The organism is Immundisolibacter sp. (assembly GCF_050250495.1).
Lineage (GTDB): Bacteria > Pseudomonadota > Gammaproteobacteria > Immundisolibacterales > Immundisolibacteraceae > Immundisolibacter.
The window spans coordinates 1-17,134 of the sequence record NZ_JBFWOM010000016.1; the positions used below are offsets into that span (position 1 = coordinate 1).

At 66.4% G+C, this 17,134-nt stretch carries 17 protein-coding genes and 1 tRNA gene; 5 read left to right on the forward strand and 13 right to left on the reverse strand.

Going from position 1 to position 17,134, the window contains the following annotated elements:
- The 7 genes from AB7F93_RS10615 to AB7F93_RS10645 all read right to left on the reverse strand — a co-directional run.
- On the reverse strand, positions 1–511 hold a 511-nt coding region (locus AB7F93_RS10615; protein WP_428302884.1), incomplete at its 3' end, for a VOC family protein.
- 58 nt (positions 512–569) lie between these two features.
- The gene (locus tag AB7F93_RS10620) at positions 570–911 is read right to left on the reverse strand and encodes a 2Fe-2S iron-sulfur cluster-binding protein (protein ID WP_428302885.1); all 342 of its coding nucleotides are present in this window, start codon (positions 909–911) and stop codon (positions 570–572) included.
- A gap of 2 nt (positions 912–913) precedes the next feature.
- A complete protein-coding gene (locus tag AB7F93_RS10625) occupies positions 914–2,503 on the reverse strand; it encodes an indolepyruvate oxidoreductase subunit beta family protein (protein WP_428302886.1) in 1,590 nt (529 codons plus the stop codon).
- Between the two features lie 15 nt (positions 2,504–2,518).
- Positions 2,519–4,654, reverse strand: coding sequence for a thiamine pyrophosphate-dependent enzyme (locus AB7F93_RS10630; protein WP_428302887.1), 2,136 nt, complete (start codon positions 4,652–4,654; stop codon positions 2,519–2,521).
- 28 nt (positions 4,655–4,682) lie between these two features.
- Complete coding sequence (locus tag AB7F93_RS10635; RefSeq protein WP_428302888.1) at positions 4,683–5,132, reverse strand: MaoC family dehydratase; 450 nt, start codon at positions 5,130–5,132, stop codon at positions 4,683–4,685.
- Positions 5,133–5,141: 9 nt separating this feature from the next.
- Positions 5,142–5,921, reverse strand: coding sequence for an enoyl-CoA hydratase/isomerase family protein (locus AB7F93_RS10640; RefSeq protein ID WP_428302889.1), 780 nt, complete (start codon positions 5,919–5,921; stop codon positions 5,142–5,144).
- A gap of 24 nt (positions 5,922–5,945) precedes the next feature.
- Entirely contained in the window at positions 5,946–6,737 is a 792-nt protein-coding gene (locus AB7F93_RS10645; RefSeq protein ID WP_428302890.1) for an enoyl-CoA hydratase-related protein, read from the reverse strand.
- Between the two features lie 240 nt (positions 6,738–6,977).
- Here AB7F93_RS10645 and AB7F93_RS10650 point away from each other — a divergent pair, with 240 nt between their 5' ends.
- Together AB7F93_RS10650 and AB7F93_RS10655 are read left to right on the forward strand one after the other, a co-directional pair.
- Complete coding sequence (locus tag AB7F93_RS10650) at positions 6,978–7,232, forward strand: AbrB/MazE/SpoVT family DNA-binding domain-containing protein (RefSeq protein ID WP_428302891.1); 255 nt, start codon at positions 6,978–6,980, stop codon at positions 7,230–7,232.
- A complete protein-coding gene (locus AB7F93_RS10655; protein ID WP_428302892.1) occupies positions 7,229–7,603 on the forward strand; it encodes a type II toxin-antitoxin system PemK/MazF family toxin in 375 nt (124 codons plus the stop codon). Before AB7F93_RS10650 ends, AB7F93_RS10655 begins: the two co-directional genes overlap by 4 nt.
- A 265-nt stretch (positions 7,604–7,868) precedes the next feature.
- Here the strand turns inward: AB7F93_RS10655 and AB7F93_RS10660 are convergent, their stop codons facing one another.
- A complete protein-coding gene (locus AB7F93_RS10660) occupies positions 7,869–9,155 on the reverse strand; it encodes a DEAD/DEAH box helicase (protein WP_428302942.1) in 1,287 nt (428 codons plus the stop codon).
- Between the two features lie 404 nt (positions 9,156–9,559).
- Positions 9,560–9,647: transfer RNA gene (locus AB7F93_RS10665), tRNA-Ser, on the reverse strand.
- Positions 9,648–9,758: 111 nt separating this feature from the next.
- Here AB7F93_RS10665 and AB7F93_RS10670 point away from each other — a divergent pair.
- Positions 9,759–10,427 carry a Bax inhibitor-1/YccA family protein gene (locus AB7F93_RS10670; RefSeq protein WP_428302893.1) on the forward strand — a complete coding sequence of 223 codons (669 nt, stop codon included), beginning with the start codon at positions 9,759–9,761 and terminating at the stop codon, positions 10,425–10,427.
- Positions 10,428–10,494: 67 nt separating this feature from the next.
- Here AB7F93_RS10670 and AB7F93_RS10675 read toward each other — a convergent pair whose 3' ends face one another.
- Together AB7F93_RS10675 and AB7F93_RS10680 are read right to left on the reverse strand one after the other, a co-directional pair.
- Positions 10,495–11,454, reverse strand: a complete 960-nt coding sequence (locus AB7F93_RS10675; RefSeq protein WP_428302894.1) for a dihydrodipicolinate synthase family protein — start codon at positions 11,452–11,454, stop codon at positions 10,495–10,497.
- A 174-nt stretch (positions 11,455–11,628) separates the two neighbouring features.
- A complete protein-coding gene (locus tag AB7F93_RS10680) occupies positions 11,629–11,859 on the reverse strand; it encodes a glutaredoxin family protein (protein WP_428302895.1) in 231 nt (76 codons plus the stop codon).
- A 55-nt stretch (positions 11,860–11,914) separates the two neighbouring features.
- Between AB7F93_RS10680 and idi the strand changes: the two genes are divergently transcribed.
- Both idi and AB7F93_RS10690 read left to right on the forward strand, forming a co-directional pair.
- Positions 11,915–12,472: an isopentenyl-diphosphate Delta-isomerase gene (gene idi, locus AB7F93_RS10685; RefSeq protein WP_428302896.1), complete on the forward strand. Its 558-nt coding sequence runs from the start codon at positions 11,915–11,917 to the stop codon at positions 12,470–12,472.
- Positions 12,453–13,277, forward strand: a complete 825-nt coding sequence (locus AB7F93_RS10690; protein ID WP_428302897.1) for an alpha/beta fold hydrolase — start codon at positions 12,453–12,455, stop codon at positions 13,275–13,277. Before idi ends, AB7F93_RS10690 begins: the two co-directional genes overlap by 20 nt.
- A gap of 247 nt (positions 13,278–13,524) precedes the next feature.
- Here AB7F93_RS10690 and AB7F93_RS10695 read toward each other — a convergent pair whose 3' ends face one another.
- Together AB7F93_RS10695 and AB7F93_RS10700 are read right to left on the reverse strand one after the other, a co-directional pair.
- Positions 13,525–15,651 (reverse strand): hypothetical protein, encoded by a 2,127-nt coding sequence (locus AB7F93_RS10695; protein ID WP_428302898.1) that lies wholly within the window; start codon positions 15,649–15,651, stop codon positions 13,525–13,527.
- 17 nt (positions 15,652–15,668) lie between these two features.
- Positions 15,669–17,126: a pilus assembly PilX family protein gene (locus tag AB7F93_RS10700; protein WP_428302899.1), complete on the reverse strand. Its 1,458-nt coding sequence runs from the start codon at positions 17,124–17,126 to the stop codon at positions 15,669–15,671.
- Positions 17,127–17,134: the final 8 nt, after the last annotated feature.

Genomic DNA, 17,134 nt, shown 5'->3' on the forward strand with positions numbered 1-17,134 from the left:
CAAGCACCTGCATCAGGAAATTCACATCATCCTGCGGGTTCTGCGCCGACAACAGGGTGTGGTCTAGATGTGTCACCCGCCCGCCGGGGGTGCCGTGCGGCGGCACCGGGCTCGGGTTTTCCATGCCGGTGGCGTAGCCGATCTTGTCGGCGTGGAAGTACAGCAGCATGTGCTGGCCGGACGGCAGCGGAAAACGGATACCTTCGCCCTGGCCCTTGACCGCCCCGGCGGCGATGCGCGTCACGGGCTGGCCATACGCCGCCACGGCGGCCGCCGCTTCGTCGAGGTCCGCCGGGTCGTTGACCTTGAACCCGATGTGCTCCACGCCGGCGGATTTGGCCGGGTTCAGGATCAGGCAGTGATGGTCCTGCACGTCCGCCGCCTGCAGGTACACGCGACCTTGTTCATCGCGATCGGTTTCTCGAAGCCCCACCACGTGCACGTAGTGCCGCACGGCGGCGTCCACGTCCATGACGTTCATGCTCGCGTACGAGAATCGACTGATGGCCATCGCCGGCTCCTCTGTGGGGGTATGGGGTCGGGCTCTGCGGCCCATTGAATGGGTTCGATTATCCGCCGATCAGGCGTGATAGGGGCGCCTTGGCCCGCTGTTTCCACGGGTGCGCCGTTTCTACCGCCAGCGCGGACTGCGGTACCGCCCGGCATAGCAGCGCATAGCAATCGCTGCCGGCGCCCTCATCCAGCCAGCGCAGCGAAGCAGGCAACGGGTAGTGCACCGCGCCCTCGACGATGCGCGCCCGGCAGGCACCGCAGCCACCCTGTTCGCAGGCCACGTGCAGGATGACACCCGCGCGGCGCGCGGCCACCAGCACGGTTTCATCAGTGGGGCAGGAAAAGGTCATTTCGGCCTGTCCGGCGTGGCGCAGCGTGACAGGGACCGAGTCGGCCATGGTCAGGCGGCAGCCGTCGATGCCGGCAGCACGGCGGCCAGCCGGTCGCGCAGTAGATACAGCGCCGCAGCGCCCTTGCCGGCCTCGCTGGCGAGCAGTTTGAGTGCTTCATCGCCCGTGGCGCCGGCGTTGCCGCCGGCTGCCGCGAGCTGTTCGAGCAGCGGCAGGCCCTGATCGATGAAGGCCCATAGATCGTCGAGCGCCTTGTCGCGCACGCGCCCGTAACCCTTGACCACCCGGCCGGCGTCCGCGGCGAGGCGGCCGAGCGTCGGGTCGCGCCCTAGCCAGTGCAGCACGGCGTCGTGCCAGCGCTTGAGGAGCGCGAGTTCCTCGTGGTGGCGCAGCGAGCGCCGGCGCAGATGGCGCATGGCCGACACCAGCGACAGCGTGAAATATCCCCACGGCCGGTTGCTGCGCACGCGCATGGGCATGGCGATGCGGTCGAAGTCCGGCCGCCATCGTCGGCCACGCTCGCGTACCCAGCGGCCGAGCGCCACCGGCAACATGCCATAGATCTGCGGCGGGTCCGGGGCGAGGAAATCGTCGACCCAGAATGGGTCCTCGCCGCGCACGTTGTGGTCCTGGCGCATCTTCGCGAAGCGCTCCGGGCGCAGCTTGAGCTGGGCGACGCGCTGCGCATCCTCGTAGGTCATCCAGTTGGCGAGATGCTGTGCGTAACTCGCTGTTATGACGCTAGCATCTGCGCCGCATTTGGCCGTCTCCGCGGCCTGTATCGCCTGCAGACGGCCAAGATAATCCCGAACGTAGGCGCCGTCCTGAAAATCCAGCACGCGGTAGCAGGCCTCTGCGAACACACGCGACAGCGCGGGCGCCGCGCTGCGGGCCTGCTCCAGCAACTGGCGGTACTCGGCGCGGCGGCGAGCGGGCAGGGCGGCCTCGCGCTGCTGGGCGAGCTGTTCCCAGTCGAGCACCTCGCTTTCCTTGAACAGCGCGCGCGGCAGGGTGCCGCCCCGCATCATCGAATAACCCAGATCGAAGGCCTTCAGGTTGTCCGCGACGTTGACCTCGGCTTCCTCGATGGCGCGCCGGAACGGCTCGGCCGGCAGGTCGAACACCTGGCTCCCCGCCACGGCGCCGAGCAGGATGGCGTTGCTCGACAGCAGCGACAGGCCCGCTTGAGCGACCAGCTCCTGCGCGTGGAACAGATAACTGTCGCTGGACAGCGTCTCGGCCGCCTTGCGGATCACGCCGGACGGATAGATGCCGCCCTCCGCGGGCGTCTTCTCCAGCGTGCCGTAGTAGCGGTAGGTGTTGGCAATGACTGTGCAGTCCGGATGCGCGAAGCCGCCCTGCAACAGCCGGCCGAGTTCCAGGAATTCCTGCGCCAGCAGCAGGTCGACGTCGCCGGGCGCGGCGTAGGCGGACAGGACAGGCGGCTTGTCGCCGTGGGGCCGCGCTTCAACGTAGTAGATGACCGATCCGGCGCGTTGCGACAGGCCGAGCAGGCCGATGCTTTGCGCCTGCCAGCCGGCGTTCAGCAGGCCCTTGACCAGCCAGTCGCTGAGCACGCCGCCGCCCTGGCCGCCGACGGTACCGATGAGGATGCGCGTGGCGCGATCGTGCCGAGGCATTGAAAAACTCCGGAATCAGGCGGCCCGCAGCGCCGGCAGCAGGCGCGCGCTCACGCGCTGCATGAAGCGCTCGAAGCGGCTGGCGTTGCGCACCACGGTCACCTTGTGAAACGACGGGCACAACTGGGCGGCGTGGGCGATCTCGCCGCACACGCCGCAGCCGACGCAGGTGGTGTCGATGGCGGCCACGGGCGCGGTCTTGAGCGTGTTGGGCGATTCCTCCAGCGTCAGCGACGGGCAGCCGTTGACGCGCATGCAGGAGTGATCGCCGACGCAGACTTCCTCGTCCACGCCCAGGCGCTCCACCTCCACGCGCTTGCCCTCGGCGATCGCCTTGGCGCGCATGGGCTTCACCGTGCGCTGGCGTTGCAGCTGGCATTCGGCTTCCGAGATCAGCACCCGCAGTTGCGGCTCGGGATCGGCCTGAATCTTCTTGAGCTTTTTCTGGAAGTCGCGGAAGTTGTACGGATTGGCCTTCTCCACGTGCTTGACGCCAAGCCCGCGGAAGGTGCGCTCGATGTTGAAGTCGCCGCCGCTCTGCTCGCCGGTCAACTGCGGACCCGAGTTCGGGTTCTCGTGGGCGCCGGTCATGGCCGTCCACTTGTTGTCGAGCACCAGATACGTCGCGTCCTGCTTGTTGTAGAGGCCGTTCACCACGCAGGTGTTGAGCGCCGAGTGCCACAGCGTGCCGTCGCCGACCACCGAGACGTTCTTCTGCTCGGACATGGCCGACAGCGCCGTCGCCGCGGCCAGCCCGCCGCCCATGCCCATGTTGGAATCGGCCATGTGGAAGGGCGCGAGACCGGCCATGCCATAGCAGCCCACGTCCGTGGCGTGCCAGTCCTTCTGGCCGGTCAGCATCTCGTTGATCTTCATCATGCTGAACACCGGCCGCTCCGGGCAGCCGGTGCAGAACGTGGGCGGCCGCGGCGTGACGGGCTTCGGGAACAACGAGGCGGCGAGCTTCTGGCGATCCATGAAGCCGCTCGCCGTGCCCCGGATGGCGTCAGCCCGTTCCGGCAGCAGCCGCGCCAGGAAGTCCGCCAGTGCCGGCAGCACTCGGCCGGGCACGAGCTCACCCACACCGGGCACGAGATCATGGCCGTGAAACGGCGTCCCGACGCCGCGCTGGTGGAGCATGGCGCGGATCTGCTGTTCCATGAGGTCCGGCTGGCCTTCCTCGACCAGCAGCACCTCGCGCTTGCCCTGGATGAAGTCCACGATCTGGTCATCGCACAGCGGGTAGACCACGTTCAGTTGCAGCACGCTGATGGCCGGGTCGGTCACGCCGTCCTCGTCGGCGAGGCCAAGGTTCGCAAGCGAGCGCATCACGGTGTTGAACACCGTGCCGTGGGTGATGAGGCCGATCGGCGCGTCGGCCGCGCCGAACACCTCGTTCAGGCCGTGCTGCATGATGTACTCGCGCGCCTTCGGCAGGCGGTCGCGGTAGCGTTCGAGCTCCTGGCGCTGCGTGTTCGGCGGCAGCGGGTAGCGCAGCGGGTCCTTGATGCCTTCCTTCAGCTTGCTGATGACGTTGTACTGGCCGACGCGGTTGTCGCCGACCGTGACCTGCGCGTTGGCATGCGACAACTGCGGACGCAGCAGCAGCGCGACAACGCAGGTGGACGCTTCCGAAAGATCAAAGCTCTCGCGCGTCAGGCGCAGCAGCAGTTGCTGATCGGCGCGCGGGTCGACGACGAGGATGCCGGACTTCATGGCCCACGGCAGCGTGCGCTGGGCGACCGTGGTGCTCGATACGCCGTAGTCCTCGCCGACCACCAGCACGCAGCCGCCGACCGGGCCGATCTGCGACACGTGGTCGATGACGTCGGTCGACACGCCGTTGCCGAGCACCTTCCAGGTCACCGCGCCGCGCACAGGCGCGAACACGGACGCCGTGCACATGGCGGCAGCGGACATCTCGTTGGCCGACGATTCGACGTACACGCCGTACTTCTTCAGCACCGGGTCGTAGGCGTCGGCGGCGGCGTCGATCAGGTTCGCCGTCGGCGCGCCCGGGTAACCGCCGAAATAGCTGATGCCCGCTTCGAGCAAGCCTTTCAGGACCACGAGCGCGCCGTCGCCGTACAGCGACTCGCCGGCGTGGTGTTCAAGTTGCGCGATGTCCGAGCGGGTGAAGGCGTGGCTCATAAACAGGTCCGGACGTGGGGGAGGGGGCTCAGGCGGGGCGACGGCGCAGCATGCGCGTAGCAAGGTACTCTAGCACGGCGGCGCCGGACTGGTTGCGCACCGTGTTGCGGGTGGTGACAAGGCCGCGGTCGGGTTTGGACGTCTCGCGCCGCTCGGCAAGCGTGACCGTCACGTCGATGGTGTCGCCCAAATACACGGGTGCCTGCATCTTCATCTCGGCACCCAGAAACGCGATCGCCGCCGTGTGCAGGTGGCCGGTCTGGATCACCAGCCCCTCGGCGTAGCTGAACACCAGCGCACCGGGCGCGACGCGGCGCCCAAACGGCGTGTCGCTCGCGATGTACTCGGCGTCCATGAACAACGCCTCGTTCATGCCGATCAGCGTCACGAAGCTCAGGATGTCGAACTCCGTCACCGTGCGCCGGCCGGTCTTGAGCGACCAGTCGGCGGCGTAGTCTTCCCACCATTGAACGGTCATGGCTGACTCTCAGCGGCCGGTGAAGCGCGGCGCGCGCTTTTCGAGGAACGCCTGCACGCCCTCGGCGTGATCGTGCGAGGCGTGCATCAGGCCCTGACCGGCGGACTCCAAGTCCATGAAAGCGTCGAACGGCATCCGCACCGCGTCGCGCAGCGCGTGCTTGGCGAACGTGATGGCGAGCGTGGCGCTGTCGGCGAGCTCCGCCACCAGGCCGTTCACGGCGTCGTCGAAACCGGCCTTCGGCACCACCTGCGTGTAGATGCCAAGCTCCAGCGCCTGCGCCGCGGTGAGCGTGCGCGAGCGCATCACGATGTCCTTGGCGCGCATGAGACCGACGTGCTGTGCCAGCAGCCACATCACGCCGGCATCCGGAATGGCGCCGATCTTGCCGAACGCAGTGACGAAGCTCGCTTCTTCCGTGGCGACAACGAAGTCCGACGCAAGCGCGAGCGCGAGACCCGCCCCGGCCACCGCGCCCTGCAGCGCGCACACCAGCGGCTTGTCGAGCGTGATCAGCGCCCGCGACAGCGGCCGGATGCGCAGCGCGATCAGGTTGCGGATGGCCACCGGGTGCGTGTCCGTGAACAGATCGCGCAGGTCGCCGCCAGCGCAGAACACCGGCCCCGCGCCGCGCAGCACCACCACCCGCACGGCGGGGTCGAGGTTCACCTGCTCCAGCGTCTGGCGCAGCTCCTCGATCATCCGCCCGTTCATGGCGTTTCTGACCTGCGGGCGGTTCAGCGTGATCGTGGCGACGGCGCCGTCAAGGGCGTAGGTGATCGTTTCCATGGTGCTCTCGGGCGGGCAGGGGGCTTACTGGAACTTCGGCTTTTCCTTGGCGAAGAACGCGCGCAGCGCCTCGCGGTGGTCGGCGCTGGCAAAGGTCAGCCCTTCCATGGCGAGTGACGCGGTCAGCACCTGCTCGATGACCTGGCCCACGAACAGATTCACCGAGCGCTTGGTGAGCTGGATGGCGAGCTGCGGCCCGGACGCCAGCTTGCGCGCGAAGGCGTACGCGCGTTCCTGCAACTCCGCCGCCGGCACCGCGTGGTTGACGAGGCCAATGCGCGCGGCCTCGGTGCCAGACATGGCGTCGCCGGTCATCAGGAATTCCTTGGCACGGTTCGGGCCGATCAGCAGCGGCCAGATGATGGCGCCGCCGTCGCCGGCCACCACGCCGATCGACACGTGCGGGTCGGCAATCTTGGCTGCCTCGTCCATGAAACTCACGTCCGCGAACAGGCCCACCGTGGCGCCGAGCCCCATGGCGTGGCCGTTGATCATCGACACCACCGGCTGCGGCAGGTCGGCCATGGTCTTGACGATGTCGAGCCCTTCCTTCAGCACCAGCGCGTAACGTTCGCCCTTGCCCTCGATGCTCTCGATCCACTTGAGGTCACCGCCGGCGCAAAACGCCTTGCCGTCCGGGTCGCCGGTCAGCACCACCACGCGCGTGGCGGTGTCCTTGGCTACCTCGGTGAACACGCGGGCGAGCTCCGCGTGCATGGCGCCGTCGACGGCGTTGCGCGCGGCCGGGTTCGACATCTCGATGGTGAGAATGGCGCCGTCGCGGCGGAATTTCAGGCGCGTGTAACCCTCGTACATGTTTTCTCCTGCCCGTGGATGTTGTTGGTGGCGAGAACGCCGACGCCGCGCGTCGGTCCGGGCTTTTAGGATAGCGCGTTAACCGATGAGCCGAGGCCACGCGCAGCGGCTGCGACGTGAGCGCGAGCGGCCGGGGGCGTGTGGCAGCGCCCGTCAACCAAGATCGGCTGCTGTGCGAGCATCGTGGACTCAACAGCGACTCGTTTATACTTCGTATAAACATCGATAGGAGGCAGACTGATGACCTCAACCGTGCTCAATATCAAACATTGGGGCAACAACCTTGGCGTGCGTCTGCCCGCCGCCATCGCCAGTGCCGCTCATCTGCATGCCGACCAGCGCGTCCGTGTGACGGTCGAGGGTGAGCGGGTCATCATTACGCCGATCCAGGACCAGGCGCTCAGCCTGGAGCAGCGCCTGACCGGCTTTGATCCCGAGCGCCACGGCGGCGAAGCCATGGCCACCGACAGCCCACTCGGCGCCGAGCGGTGGTGAAACCAGCCAAGGCTTGGGCTCCCGACCGACAGGGTGTCATCTGGATCGATTGCAACCCGCAGCGCGGTCGGGAAATGCGCGACGTGCATCCCTTCCTGGTGCTCTCGCCCAAGACCTTCAACGAACGCTCGTCGCTGGTCATCGGCCTGCCGATGACCACTGCCAGCTACAACGCCGACAATCCTTTTGCGGTGGCGGTTGGTAGCGCCGGGAGCCGCAAAGCCGGGGAAACCAGTTACGTTCTCTGTCACCAGCCGAAATCGTTCGACTGGCGTCACCGTGGCGGTGCTCCGCATCCGATAAAACGCATTCCGGATGAGCGCTTCGCCGCGGTGCTCCTCATACTCAACCAGATCGTGCAACTGGCGTGAGCGCGTGGCACGAAACGCAAACGCACTGGCAGGTCTTCGCACGTCCCGCCGACGACCTGGCGCAGTGTCATGAAGTCCGGCTCGTGCGCCTGCCAGCGCTCCAGGCGATCCAGCCACCAGCGCACCGGGCGCGGCTGCGGGGCCGGATCGGCGGCCTCAAATGCGCATAATGTATATTATGTTAAATAACGTATTCAGACGGCACCACGACGCCTTCCACACACCCCCGTTCGGCGGCCACGTTCGCGGCCGCCGATTCGACGTCTCAGCGACCCCGGCTCGACCCACTACGCGGCGGACCACGGCGTGGGCCGCGCGAGCGACCGCCACCACCACCAGGTGCCGGTGCCACGCGATCCTCGCTCGCAAGTCGAATGCGCGGCTTCGGCTTCACCAGCTTGTCGGCGGGCACCGGCTCCACGGGCAGCTTCTTGCCGATGAACTTCTCGATCTCCGGCAGCGAGTACACGTAGCGCTCGCAGCCGAAGCTGATGGCGTCACCCGTAGCGCCAGCGCGCGCGGTGCGGCCGATGCGGTGCACGTAGTCCTCCATGTCCTGCGGCAGGTCGTAGTTGAAGACGTGCGTCACGCCGTCAATATGCAGGCCACGGGCAGCGACGTCAGTCGCCACCAGCGCCGCGAGCTCGCCCTTGCGGAACTGCTCCAGCAGGCGCTCACGCTTGCGCTGCTGCACGTCGCCGGTCATGAGGCCAGCCGGAATGTCGTTGGTCTGCAGGTAACCCCACACGCGCTCGGCCTCGGCCTTGGTGTTGACGAACACCATGCTGCGGGCGTCCGGCATGGACTGCAGCAGGCCGATCAGCAGCGGAATCTTCTCGTCCGTGGCGGTGTGGTAAATGCGCTGCTGAATGCGATCGACCGTCACCTTTTCGGGCTCGATGCGGATCAGTTCCGGCTCGTGCATGTGCTCGTAGGCCAGCTCCAGCACGCGCTGGGCGAGCGTGGCCGAGAACATCATCGACAGGCGCTCGCCGGGCGGCGGCATGCGGCGCATCACGTAGCGCACGTCCTTGATGAAGCCAAGATCGAACATGCGGTCGGCCTCGTCGAGCACGATCACCTGCGTGGCGTCGAGGTCATACACGCCCTGCTTCAGGAAATCGATCAACCGGCCTGGGGTGCCGATCAGCACGTCCACGCCGGCGGCGATCTGGTCGCGCTGCTTGTCGTAATCGACCCCGCCATAAGCGAGCCCGAGCGAGATGTCGAGCCCCTCCCCCAACGCCTGTGCGTCGCGGTGAATCTGGATTACGAGCTCGCGCGTCGGCGCCATCACCAGCGCACGCACCTGCGTCGGCACACGGCCGGCCGGCGGCGGCGTGGTCAACAGGCGATTGAACAGCGCCAACAGGAAGGTGGCCGTCTTGCCGGTGCCGGTCTGTGCCTGGCCGGCCACGTCCCTGCCGGCCAGTGCGACCGGCAGCGCCTTTTCCTGGATGTCGGTGCAGTGCGTGAAGCCGGCCGCGGCGACGCTGGCCTTCAGGCGCGCATCCAGCGGCAGGGCGTCAAACGGGAGCCCGGTGTTGTGGATCGGCGCCTTGGGGGCCTCGCGAGCCGGCCGCGGCTTTGCGGTGACAGGCGCCTTTGGGGCGGCCTTGGCGCCCTGCCCTTTGCCGCGGCGGGGCCGGCGCACGGGTTCGGCCGGCGGTGGTTGTACGACAGGCGCAGGAGGCGGCGGAACGGGCGCGGCGGAAAACAAGGCCTTGATGGCCGTAATGAGACGATTGATCACGTATTGACTGCTTTGCTTTATGACGAGATCTGAGCCCGTCGATTATAACGGTCGCCGGCTCCCACCCCTCACGGGCGCTGTCTGCGCCCCGGCGGTGGCCCGGTTCCGGATGCGCCATCGGCCAATGCCCAGACGAGCGGACCGACAACAGCCGTTGCGACCTGCGCTGCGTGGCCCCTGACGGGCAGACGGGGTGTTGAACGTGGCGGAGAGGGAGGGATTCGAACCCCCGGACCCTTGCGGGTCAACGGTTTTCAAGACCGCCGCTTTAAACCGCTCAGCCACCTCTCCGCGGGGCGCGAAGCATAGCGGACGGCTCCCCGGCGTGACCAGTGCGGGGGCTGGCCGGCGGCGGGTGTTTGGGTAGAATCGGGCTTTCCCCCATCAACCGCGGTGTTTGGCATGCCCAACCAAGCCTACGACGTCACGACTCGCACCGGCGCGGCCTCCGCCAGCGCCCTGATCCGCAACACCTACCTGCTGCTGTCGATGACGCTGCTGTTCAGCGCCGCCACGGCCGCGTTCGCCATGGCGCTCGACCTGCGTGGCCCCGGCCTGCTGCTGACGCTGGTCGGCTACTTCGGGCTGCTGTTCGCGGTGCACAAACTGCGGAGCAGCGCCTGGGGCATCCTGGCCGTGTTCGCGCTGACGGGCTTCATGGGCTTCACGCTCGGGCCGATCATCAATCTGTACCTCAACGCCTTCGGCAACGGCCACCAGCTCGTGATGACGGCGCTCGGCGGCAGCGGGGCGATCTTTCTGGGACTCTCGGCCTACGCCCTCACCTCGCGGCGGGATTTCAGCTTCATGGGCGGCTTCCTGTTCGCCGGCGTGATGGTCGCTTTCCTGGCCGGGCTGGCGGCGGTGTTCCTGCAAATGCCGGCGCTGTCGCTGGCGGTGTCGGCCATGTTCGTGCTGCTGATGAGCGCGTCCATCCTGTACCAGACGAGCGCAATGGTGCACGGCGGCGAGACCAACTACCTGCTGGCCACGGTCGGCCTGTACGTGAGCCTCTACAACCTGTTCCTTAGCCTGCTGCAACTGCTCGGCTTCGCCAGCGGCGACGATTGAGCCCGGCAAGTCCGGCGCATGAAAAACCCCGCCTCGGCGGGGTTTTTCGTTTCCGGTCGATCAAACCTCAGGCAATGCCGAGCGTCCTGAGCTGATCGATCAGCCACTCGCGCCGCTCGGCCGGCAGGCTGCGCACCGGCGGCAGCACCGGGCCAACCGGAAAGCCGATCGCGTCCATCCACGGCTTCATCATGGCGATGTGGCTGGCGTAGGTGCCGGTGCGCGCCATGTCGGTGGCGAGATCCTCGAAGAACACGCGCGCCGGTTGCAGCGCCTCCCAGGGCTTGCGCGCCTCTTCCCAGCGGCCGGCGCGGCCGAGCGTGTAGTACTCGCGCATCAGCGGGCGCAGCTTGCCGTAGGCGAGATACCAGAACGCCGCCCACAGCACCTGCCCGCCGGCGCGCAGGTCGTCCAGGAAAAAGCTCTCCATAGGCTCGCTCACGATGAAGTTCGGCCGCACCCGGCGGCGCAGCGTCAGCGTGTCCGAGCGGCTGAAGCTGCCCTGCTTCACGCCGACCACGGTGTCGATCTCGGCCAGGCGCTGGATGAGGTCGAGCGACATCAGCGTGCCCGGCATCGGCGTGCGGTACAGCACCAGCGCCAGCGGCGAGTGGTCGGCCACGTACTTCATGTAGTCGAAGATTTCGTTGTCCGAGCGCAGCTGCACGGACGGGTTCATGATCTCCGCGCCGTCGTAGCCGAGCCGCTGCACGTAGGCCAGCTTCTCGATGGCCTGCTTGGCGGACGACTCCAGAATGATGGTGAACAGCGGTACCCGCCCGCGCACCGCCTGCGCGCACAGCTGGTGGTAGCGCAGCCAGTCCTGGTAGGTCATGGTCCACAGCTCGGCGATGAAGCCGCCGACCACGAGGCCATCCACGCCCAACTCGATATAGCGGTCGATGTTCTCCTGAAGCTGTTTGGCGTCGATCTCACCATCGGCGCCGATGGGCGTGAACGGCGCCTCGAAAAAGCCGTGAAAGGTCTTGCCGGCCCAGGCCTTGGCCTCGCTGCGGGTGTAGTCCATGTCGTTCTCTCCTCCTGATTGGATTTGCCGAAAAATTCCGTCCCTGGAATTTTGCGGCTCGCTTCAGCGCGGCACACGCCCGCCCTGCGCTCCGTGAATCCGGGGCTTCGCCCCCGATTCACGCTCGGGCATCCTGCCCTCGACGGCAAACGCCGCTGATCAGCTACCACAAGATCAATTCTTGATCGCGGCCAACACGTCAGCCACCGTGAACGGCCAGTCCAGCTCGCGGCCGCTGGCCGGCACGCGCAGCACCGGGATGCGCACGCCGTAGCGTTCGGCGAGCGCCTCGTCGTAGCCGATCTCCACCGCCTGCACCGCGTCGCCAAGACCGGCCTCCGCCAGCACGGCGAGTGCGTCCTCGCACAGGTGGCAGCCGCGCGTCACGTACAGCGTGAGTTCCATCGCCGGATCATAACGGCGTCTTGGCCGGCCACTTCGGCTCTGGCATCCTGCCGCGATGAACACCCCCTCCCCCGCCACCGAATGGGTGCAACTGGTGGACGCGCAGGATCGTCCCACCGGCCGCGCCGAAAAGCTCGACGCCCACCGCCGCGCCCTGCTGCACCGGGCGTTTTCCGTGTTCGTGTTCGACGCCGCCGGCCGGTTGCTGCTGCAACGCCGCGCGGATGGCAAGTACCACTCGGGGGGCCTCTGGACCAACACCTGCTGTGGCCACCCGCGGCCGGACGAGGGGCTGATCGATGCCGCCAAGCGCCGGATGCGCGAGGAAATGGGTTTCGACTGCCCGCTGGAGCCCGTCGGCAGCCTGCACTACCGCCTGCCGGTGATCGGCGATCTGACCGAGCACGAATTCGACCACCTGCTGTGCGGAGAGTGCGAGACCGACCCGCAACCGGACCCGCAGGAAGTGAGCGCCTGGCGGCGCATCGCCTGGCCCGAGTTGATGACCGAAATCGCCGCCGCGCCGGACACCTTCACCCCGTGGCTGCGGGAAATCCTGGCCCGCTGCCGCCCTGCCATCGAGACCTGGATCGATGAACACCGCGCCCGCTGAAGGCTACGTCGACGGCTTTGTCGAACTTGGGGGCGGCGGCCGCCTGTTCTACCGCCGCGAGGGCCGTGGCGAACCGCTGCTGCTGGTGCACGGCTTCGGGCTCGATCACCGCGTGTGGGCGCCGCAGTGGCCGGCGCTGGCCGCCGCTTTCGACGTCATCAGCGTGGACCTGCGCGGCTTCGGCCGCTCCAGCCTGCCGGGCGCCGCGCCCTACGCGCACCACGAGGATCTGCATGCGCTGCTGGACGCGCTCGGCGTCGAGCGTACGCACCTCATCGGCCACTCGCTCGGCGGCGGCATCGCGGCGAGCTTTGCGGTTGCGCACCCGCAGCGCGCCGGCCGGCTGGTGCTGTCGGCGCCGCTGCTGCGCGGTTACACCGGGCTCGGCGCGCTGATGGCGTTACTCAAAAGCGTCTGGCAGATCGCTGCGCGCGATGGCCTCGACGCCGCCCGCGCGGCGTGGCTGGGCGCGGAGCTGTTCGCGCCCTCGCTGGCAACACCCGGCGGCGCAGCCCTGCTGCCGCCCGTCATGGCCGACTACAGCGGTTGGCACTGGCAGCACCGCGACCCGGAAACCGGCCTGGAACCCCCGCTAGCGGAGCGCCTGCACGGGCTGCTCGCGCCCACCCTGGTGCTGGTGGGCACCCGCGACCTGCCGGATTTTGTGCAGATGGGCGAGGCGCTGGCTACGCAGGCGACCAATGCGCGCCTGGATCTGCTGCCCGAACTCGGTCACGGCCCGTCCGTCGAAAATCCTGACCTGTTCAATCGGCTGGCGCTGGAGTTCTTGAACCACGGCCGATAACTGGGGCCGATGAACGGCGGGGCCGTGACTTCCCAAGTGGGAGGCCCGCCCTAGGGCCGAATCTGCGCCAGTTCAGGCCTTCGCGGCGGGGGCGCCGCTCCCACAAGGGTGACAGTGGCGTCGTAGGGCGGGCAAAGCGCAGCGTGCCCGCGCGGAGTCAGGGCGAAATCCCGCGACTCATCAATTCGCGTCGATGGGGAAAGACGGTGGGCACGGCTTGACAGCCTTTGCCCACCCTACCGCTCGCTTACGGGTCGTAAACATAGATCGGTTGCACAATACTCGTTGTAACGGGCGACGTTATTACCCAATTTCCGCTAGAGCTGGTGCCAGGTAGCTTGGTTGTAGTGCTACAGGCGGGTGTGTCACTGAGGCAGAAAGAATAGTCTTTTGGATTGGACGAAGAGAACGTAATGGTCCCGGTCCATCCAGACGGAACAGTGCACGAGTAACCCTCCACACCTGAGCTCACGGCAACCTCCGTGCAGGTCCCAGCCGTACGCGTTGCCGGGTTGATTTTGTTGATGTTGAGCGTAGCGCCAACGGCTGCCTTGATAAATGTACCGCTGATTGTGATATCCCCGACGATTGTAACGGGCGTGGAGCCGTCTCTATGCTCGGTCGGGGCCGGCGATACCTCAGGCGGTGTGCTTGTATAGTAATAAGGCGTGGCACTTGGGCCGGATCCGACGATGACCGTAGAGGTAATGGGATGCAAACTGTCTTCGGTTGGATTGATAGGAGACGTCGCGGTAAGGCCGGTGTTGTAACGCTTTGCGGTAGAAATAATGGTCGGTGTGCCAGATGCCGCTCCCGCCTTGGCCTGAACAAACCCACGACTGTACACGCCGCCACCCGCGACACCATCGTCAGCGTCGACGACATACGCACTGCTTACCTGCACCCGAGTCGAATCACCCGAAATCCATTCGGCCAGCTTGGTTAAATGGAGCTCGTAAAACGGAATGAGCGATAAGGCCAGAGCGTCATTTGTCGAGTCGGCATCGTTAAGAAGTGTTCCGACTTTCGAGACGAGGGACGCCGGCATGTCGTCAATGTAGATGGCACGCGACAGCAACTGGCTAGTGCCGACATTCACCGTACTAGGTGTGAAAGTCAATGCTGCGGGTGGAGTTGTTCCATCGGCTACCGCATCGCCGTAAGCCAAAACATAAGCCTTGACAGCATTGATATATTCAGCCTGTTTTGGGGCTCCCTCAAGTAGGTCAGTTTTGGGCAAAACGGTCAACGTGCGCAGCTGCCAGTCTTCAAAAACCTGAAAAACACCATTGACCCGCTTCAGTCGGCAGGCCTCGTCATAATTGCCAGACGTCACCGGCGTGGAAAGATCCGTTATCCGGTAATGCTGATGCGCAACACTATCCGCTGGCTTGTAAAAATAGTCGACGCCGTCCGCGCTGTAATCATGATGGTCGCGACAGCAAACGTCGCATAGCTTCGGCTGCAGGCTGTCGGCGGAAACCCCAACCACCTTGTCGGTAAACACCTGCCCCGGGACGTCTCTAAGTTGGTTACCTACCAGCGCCACCTTGGCCGGCGTCCGCCCACGGCCAGTACCGCTGAATGTGCATTTGCAGTTGATCGTCACGAACTCCTCTCGCCGGGACACGGTGTTCGTATCGGCGTTGTAATTGACCACATCAAACGTGACTGTTGTCGACTCGGCCGTCTTCTTGACGGTGGGTATCGGCTTGGTGGTCTCGCGCTTGCCGGTACCGGTGTCTATGGGTACGCCAATAACCTCGGGCGCCAGACCCGGCGTATAGGCAATCTGCGGCCCTTCGGGCCGCTCTGCGACGGGCCGGGACGCCAGCGCCACGTTGCCGGGCGGGATGTCGACCAGATTGGCAAACACGCTCACCTGCTGCTCGACGCCCAGTTCATTCAGCCAGGCGACGGTAACGCGCGCGTCCTTGGTACGCGACGTGATCGCCCCGGTGCCGGTGAAGTTGCGGTTGGCAACCTCCCAGGTGCGCTTGAAGCGCACGCCGGCCACTTCGAGCGCGCTGCTGTAGGTCGCTTGCGGCGGGAGGCGACCGCCGGTGCAGGCGGGGCTGCAACCGGTGTCGGCGGGCGTCGCCAAAGCGGGACCGCTGACGTACGACCAGGCCATTGGACTCGCCGTGGTGCTCCAGCTGCCGCCGCCGGTCGTCACTGCAAAGGTACGCAGGTCCTCGACCTTTTCCTCGGCCAGTGCCAGCGCGACGGTACGGGTGCGGGCATCGCTGCTGCCGCGCACCAGGTCCACTTGCAGCTTGGCGAGCGCGATCAGGCCGACGCTGAGCACCAGCAGGGCGACGAAAACCTCGACCAGGGACAGCCCGCGTTGCAGGCGCTGCGTGTTCACGTACATGGCGCGTTACCTTGGGTTTAGAGGGCGTCGTTCCAGCTACCGGCGACGGGTCCGTACTGGTCGAACGACGTACCGGCGCCCATGGCGGCGAAAACGCAGGGGTCGTAAACGGCCTTGTAGTCGCCAACACCATCCACTTCACCCTCGACAATCATCGCCCCGTGGACGGTGAAGGTGCCGTTCACATCCACCTCGTTCGGCGTGCCATCGGTACTGGTGCAGGCGGTGTCCACGGAATAAGGGTCCGTCGGGGTAGCGCCGGGGCAGGACCGCTGCATATCAGCCCCGACCACCATGCCCCAGAAATGGGAGTTGCTTCGGAAACTCGCGTTCCCCTCGAACACCACAATGGCGGGCGCGGCGCGACTGCCGACGGTGCTGTTAGCCGGCATATCGCAATTGCCGGTGACCCAGTAAAGGCCGGTCGAACTGGCATTGAGGCTGCTGCAATCGGGCAGGATGTGCCCTGCGGCAGCGGCGCTGGCCTTGACCGCGCTCTTGGGGCGGCCAAATACGTACAGGAATATGTCGCCGGGGAAGTCCGGATCGCTGTCGACGACGTCTTCGTTGATACCCACGCCCGAGCCTGTGCTCCCGCCACTGTAGGGGCTTTTCTCGGCGGCATTGTCCTGACAATTGCAGCTATGCCACTCCGCGTCGGTTGACGGGCCGTCGCCGGTGGCCGGGTCGGGAATTCCAACGCCAATGCAGCGATTTGCTGTCGACGACGTCCCCTCACGGAACGATCCCGCGCTACAAGTCTTCCAAGTCCCACTTGTCGGTACTGCTCCCTCCGACCAGATGGACAGCATCTGTCCGCTACCCGTGAGGCTGTCGCAATTGGCCAGGGTCACTTCCGTGAGGTCAAGGTCGTGGTTGGGGTTGCCCACCACCGTAAAGTTGCCGCCGAGAGGCACCGTGGGCGCCATGATCGGCGGCACCGGCCCCGGTTGGGCGATCAGGTAACGCGACATGCTCTGGCGCACCACGGCGCGGCCGGTGCCGTCCAGCGATCGCGCCTGGGCTGCCAAAACGACCGGCTGGAAGCTGTCACCGGTGGTGCGCGTCAGGATAAAAGGCCCGTCGGCGGTGGACTGAGGCCAGTTGAGCCCCGCCAGTGCTGCACCGCTGCTTCTGCGATAGACGTTTATCCAAGACCAGTTGGTGTTGAACAGGTTGGCCGTGCCGTCGCCACAGGGCGGCGTGGTCTCGGTGCCGGCGCAGGCCGTCCAGCCCCAGGTAGCAAAATCCATACGGTTGGCGGCAAGAAACGCCTTGGCCCGGTCAAGACCCGCCTCCGCGGTCGAGAACGCCTCCTTGTGCCGGTAGTCGTTGCCGGACATGCGCTGTTCCTGCATGCCGATCTTGGCCGCGAAGAAGGTGAGGAAGGTGGCCGCGATCAGCAGCACGATGGCCACCACCAACGTGGACACGCCGCGTTGACGGTGACCGGCCGCGGGGATGTGGGTGTGCATGGGCGGGG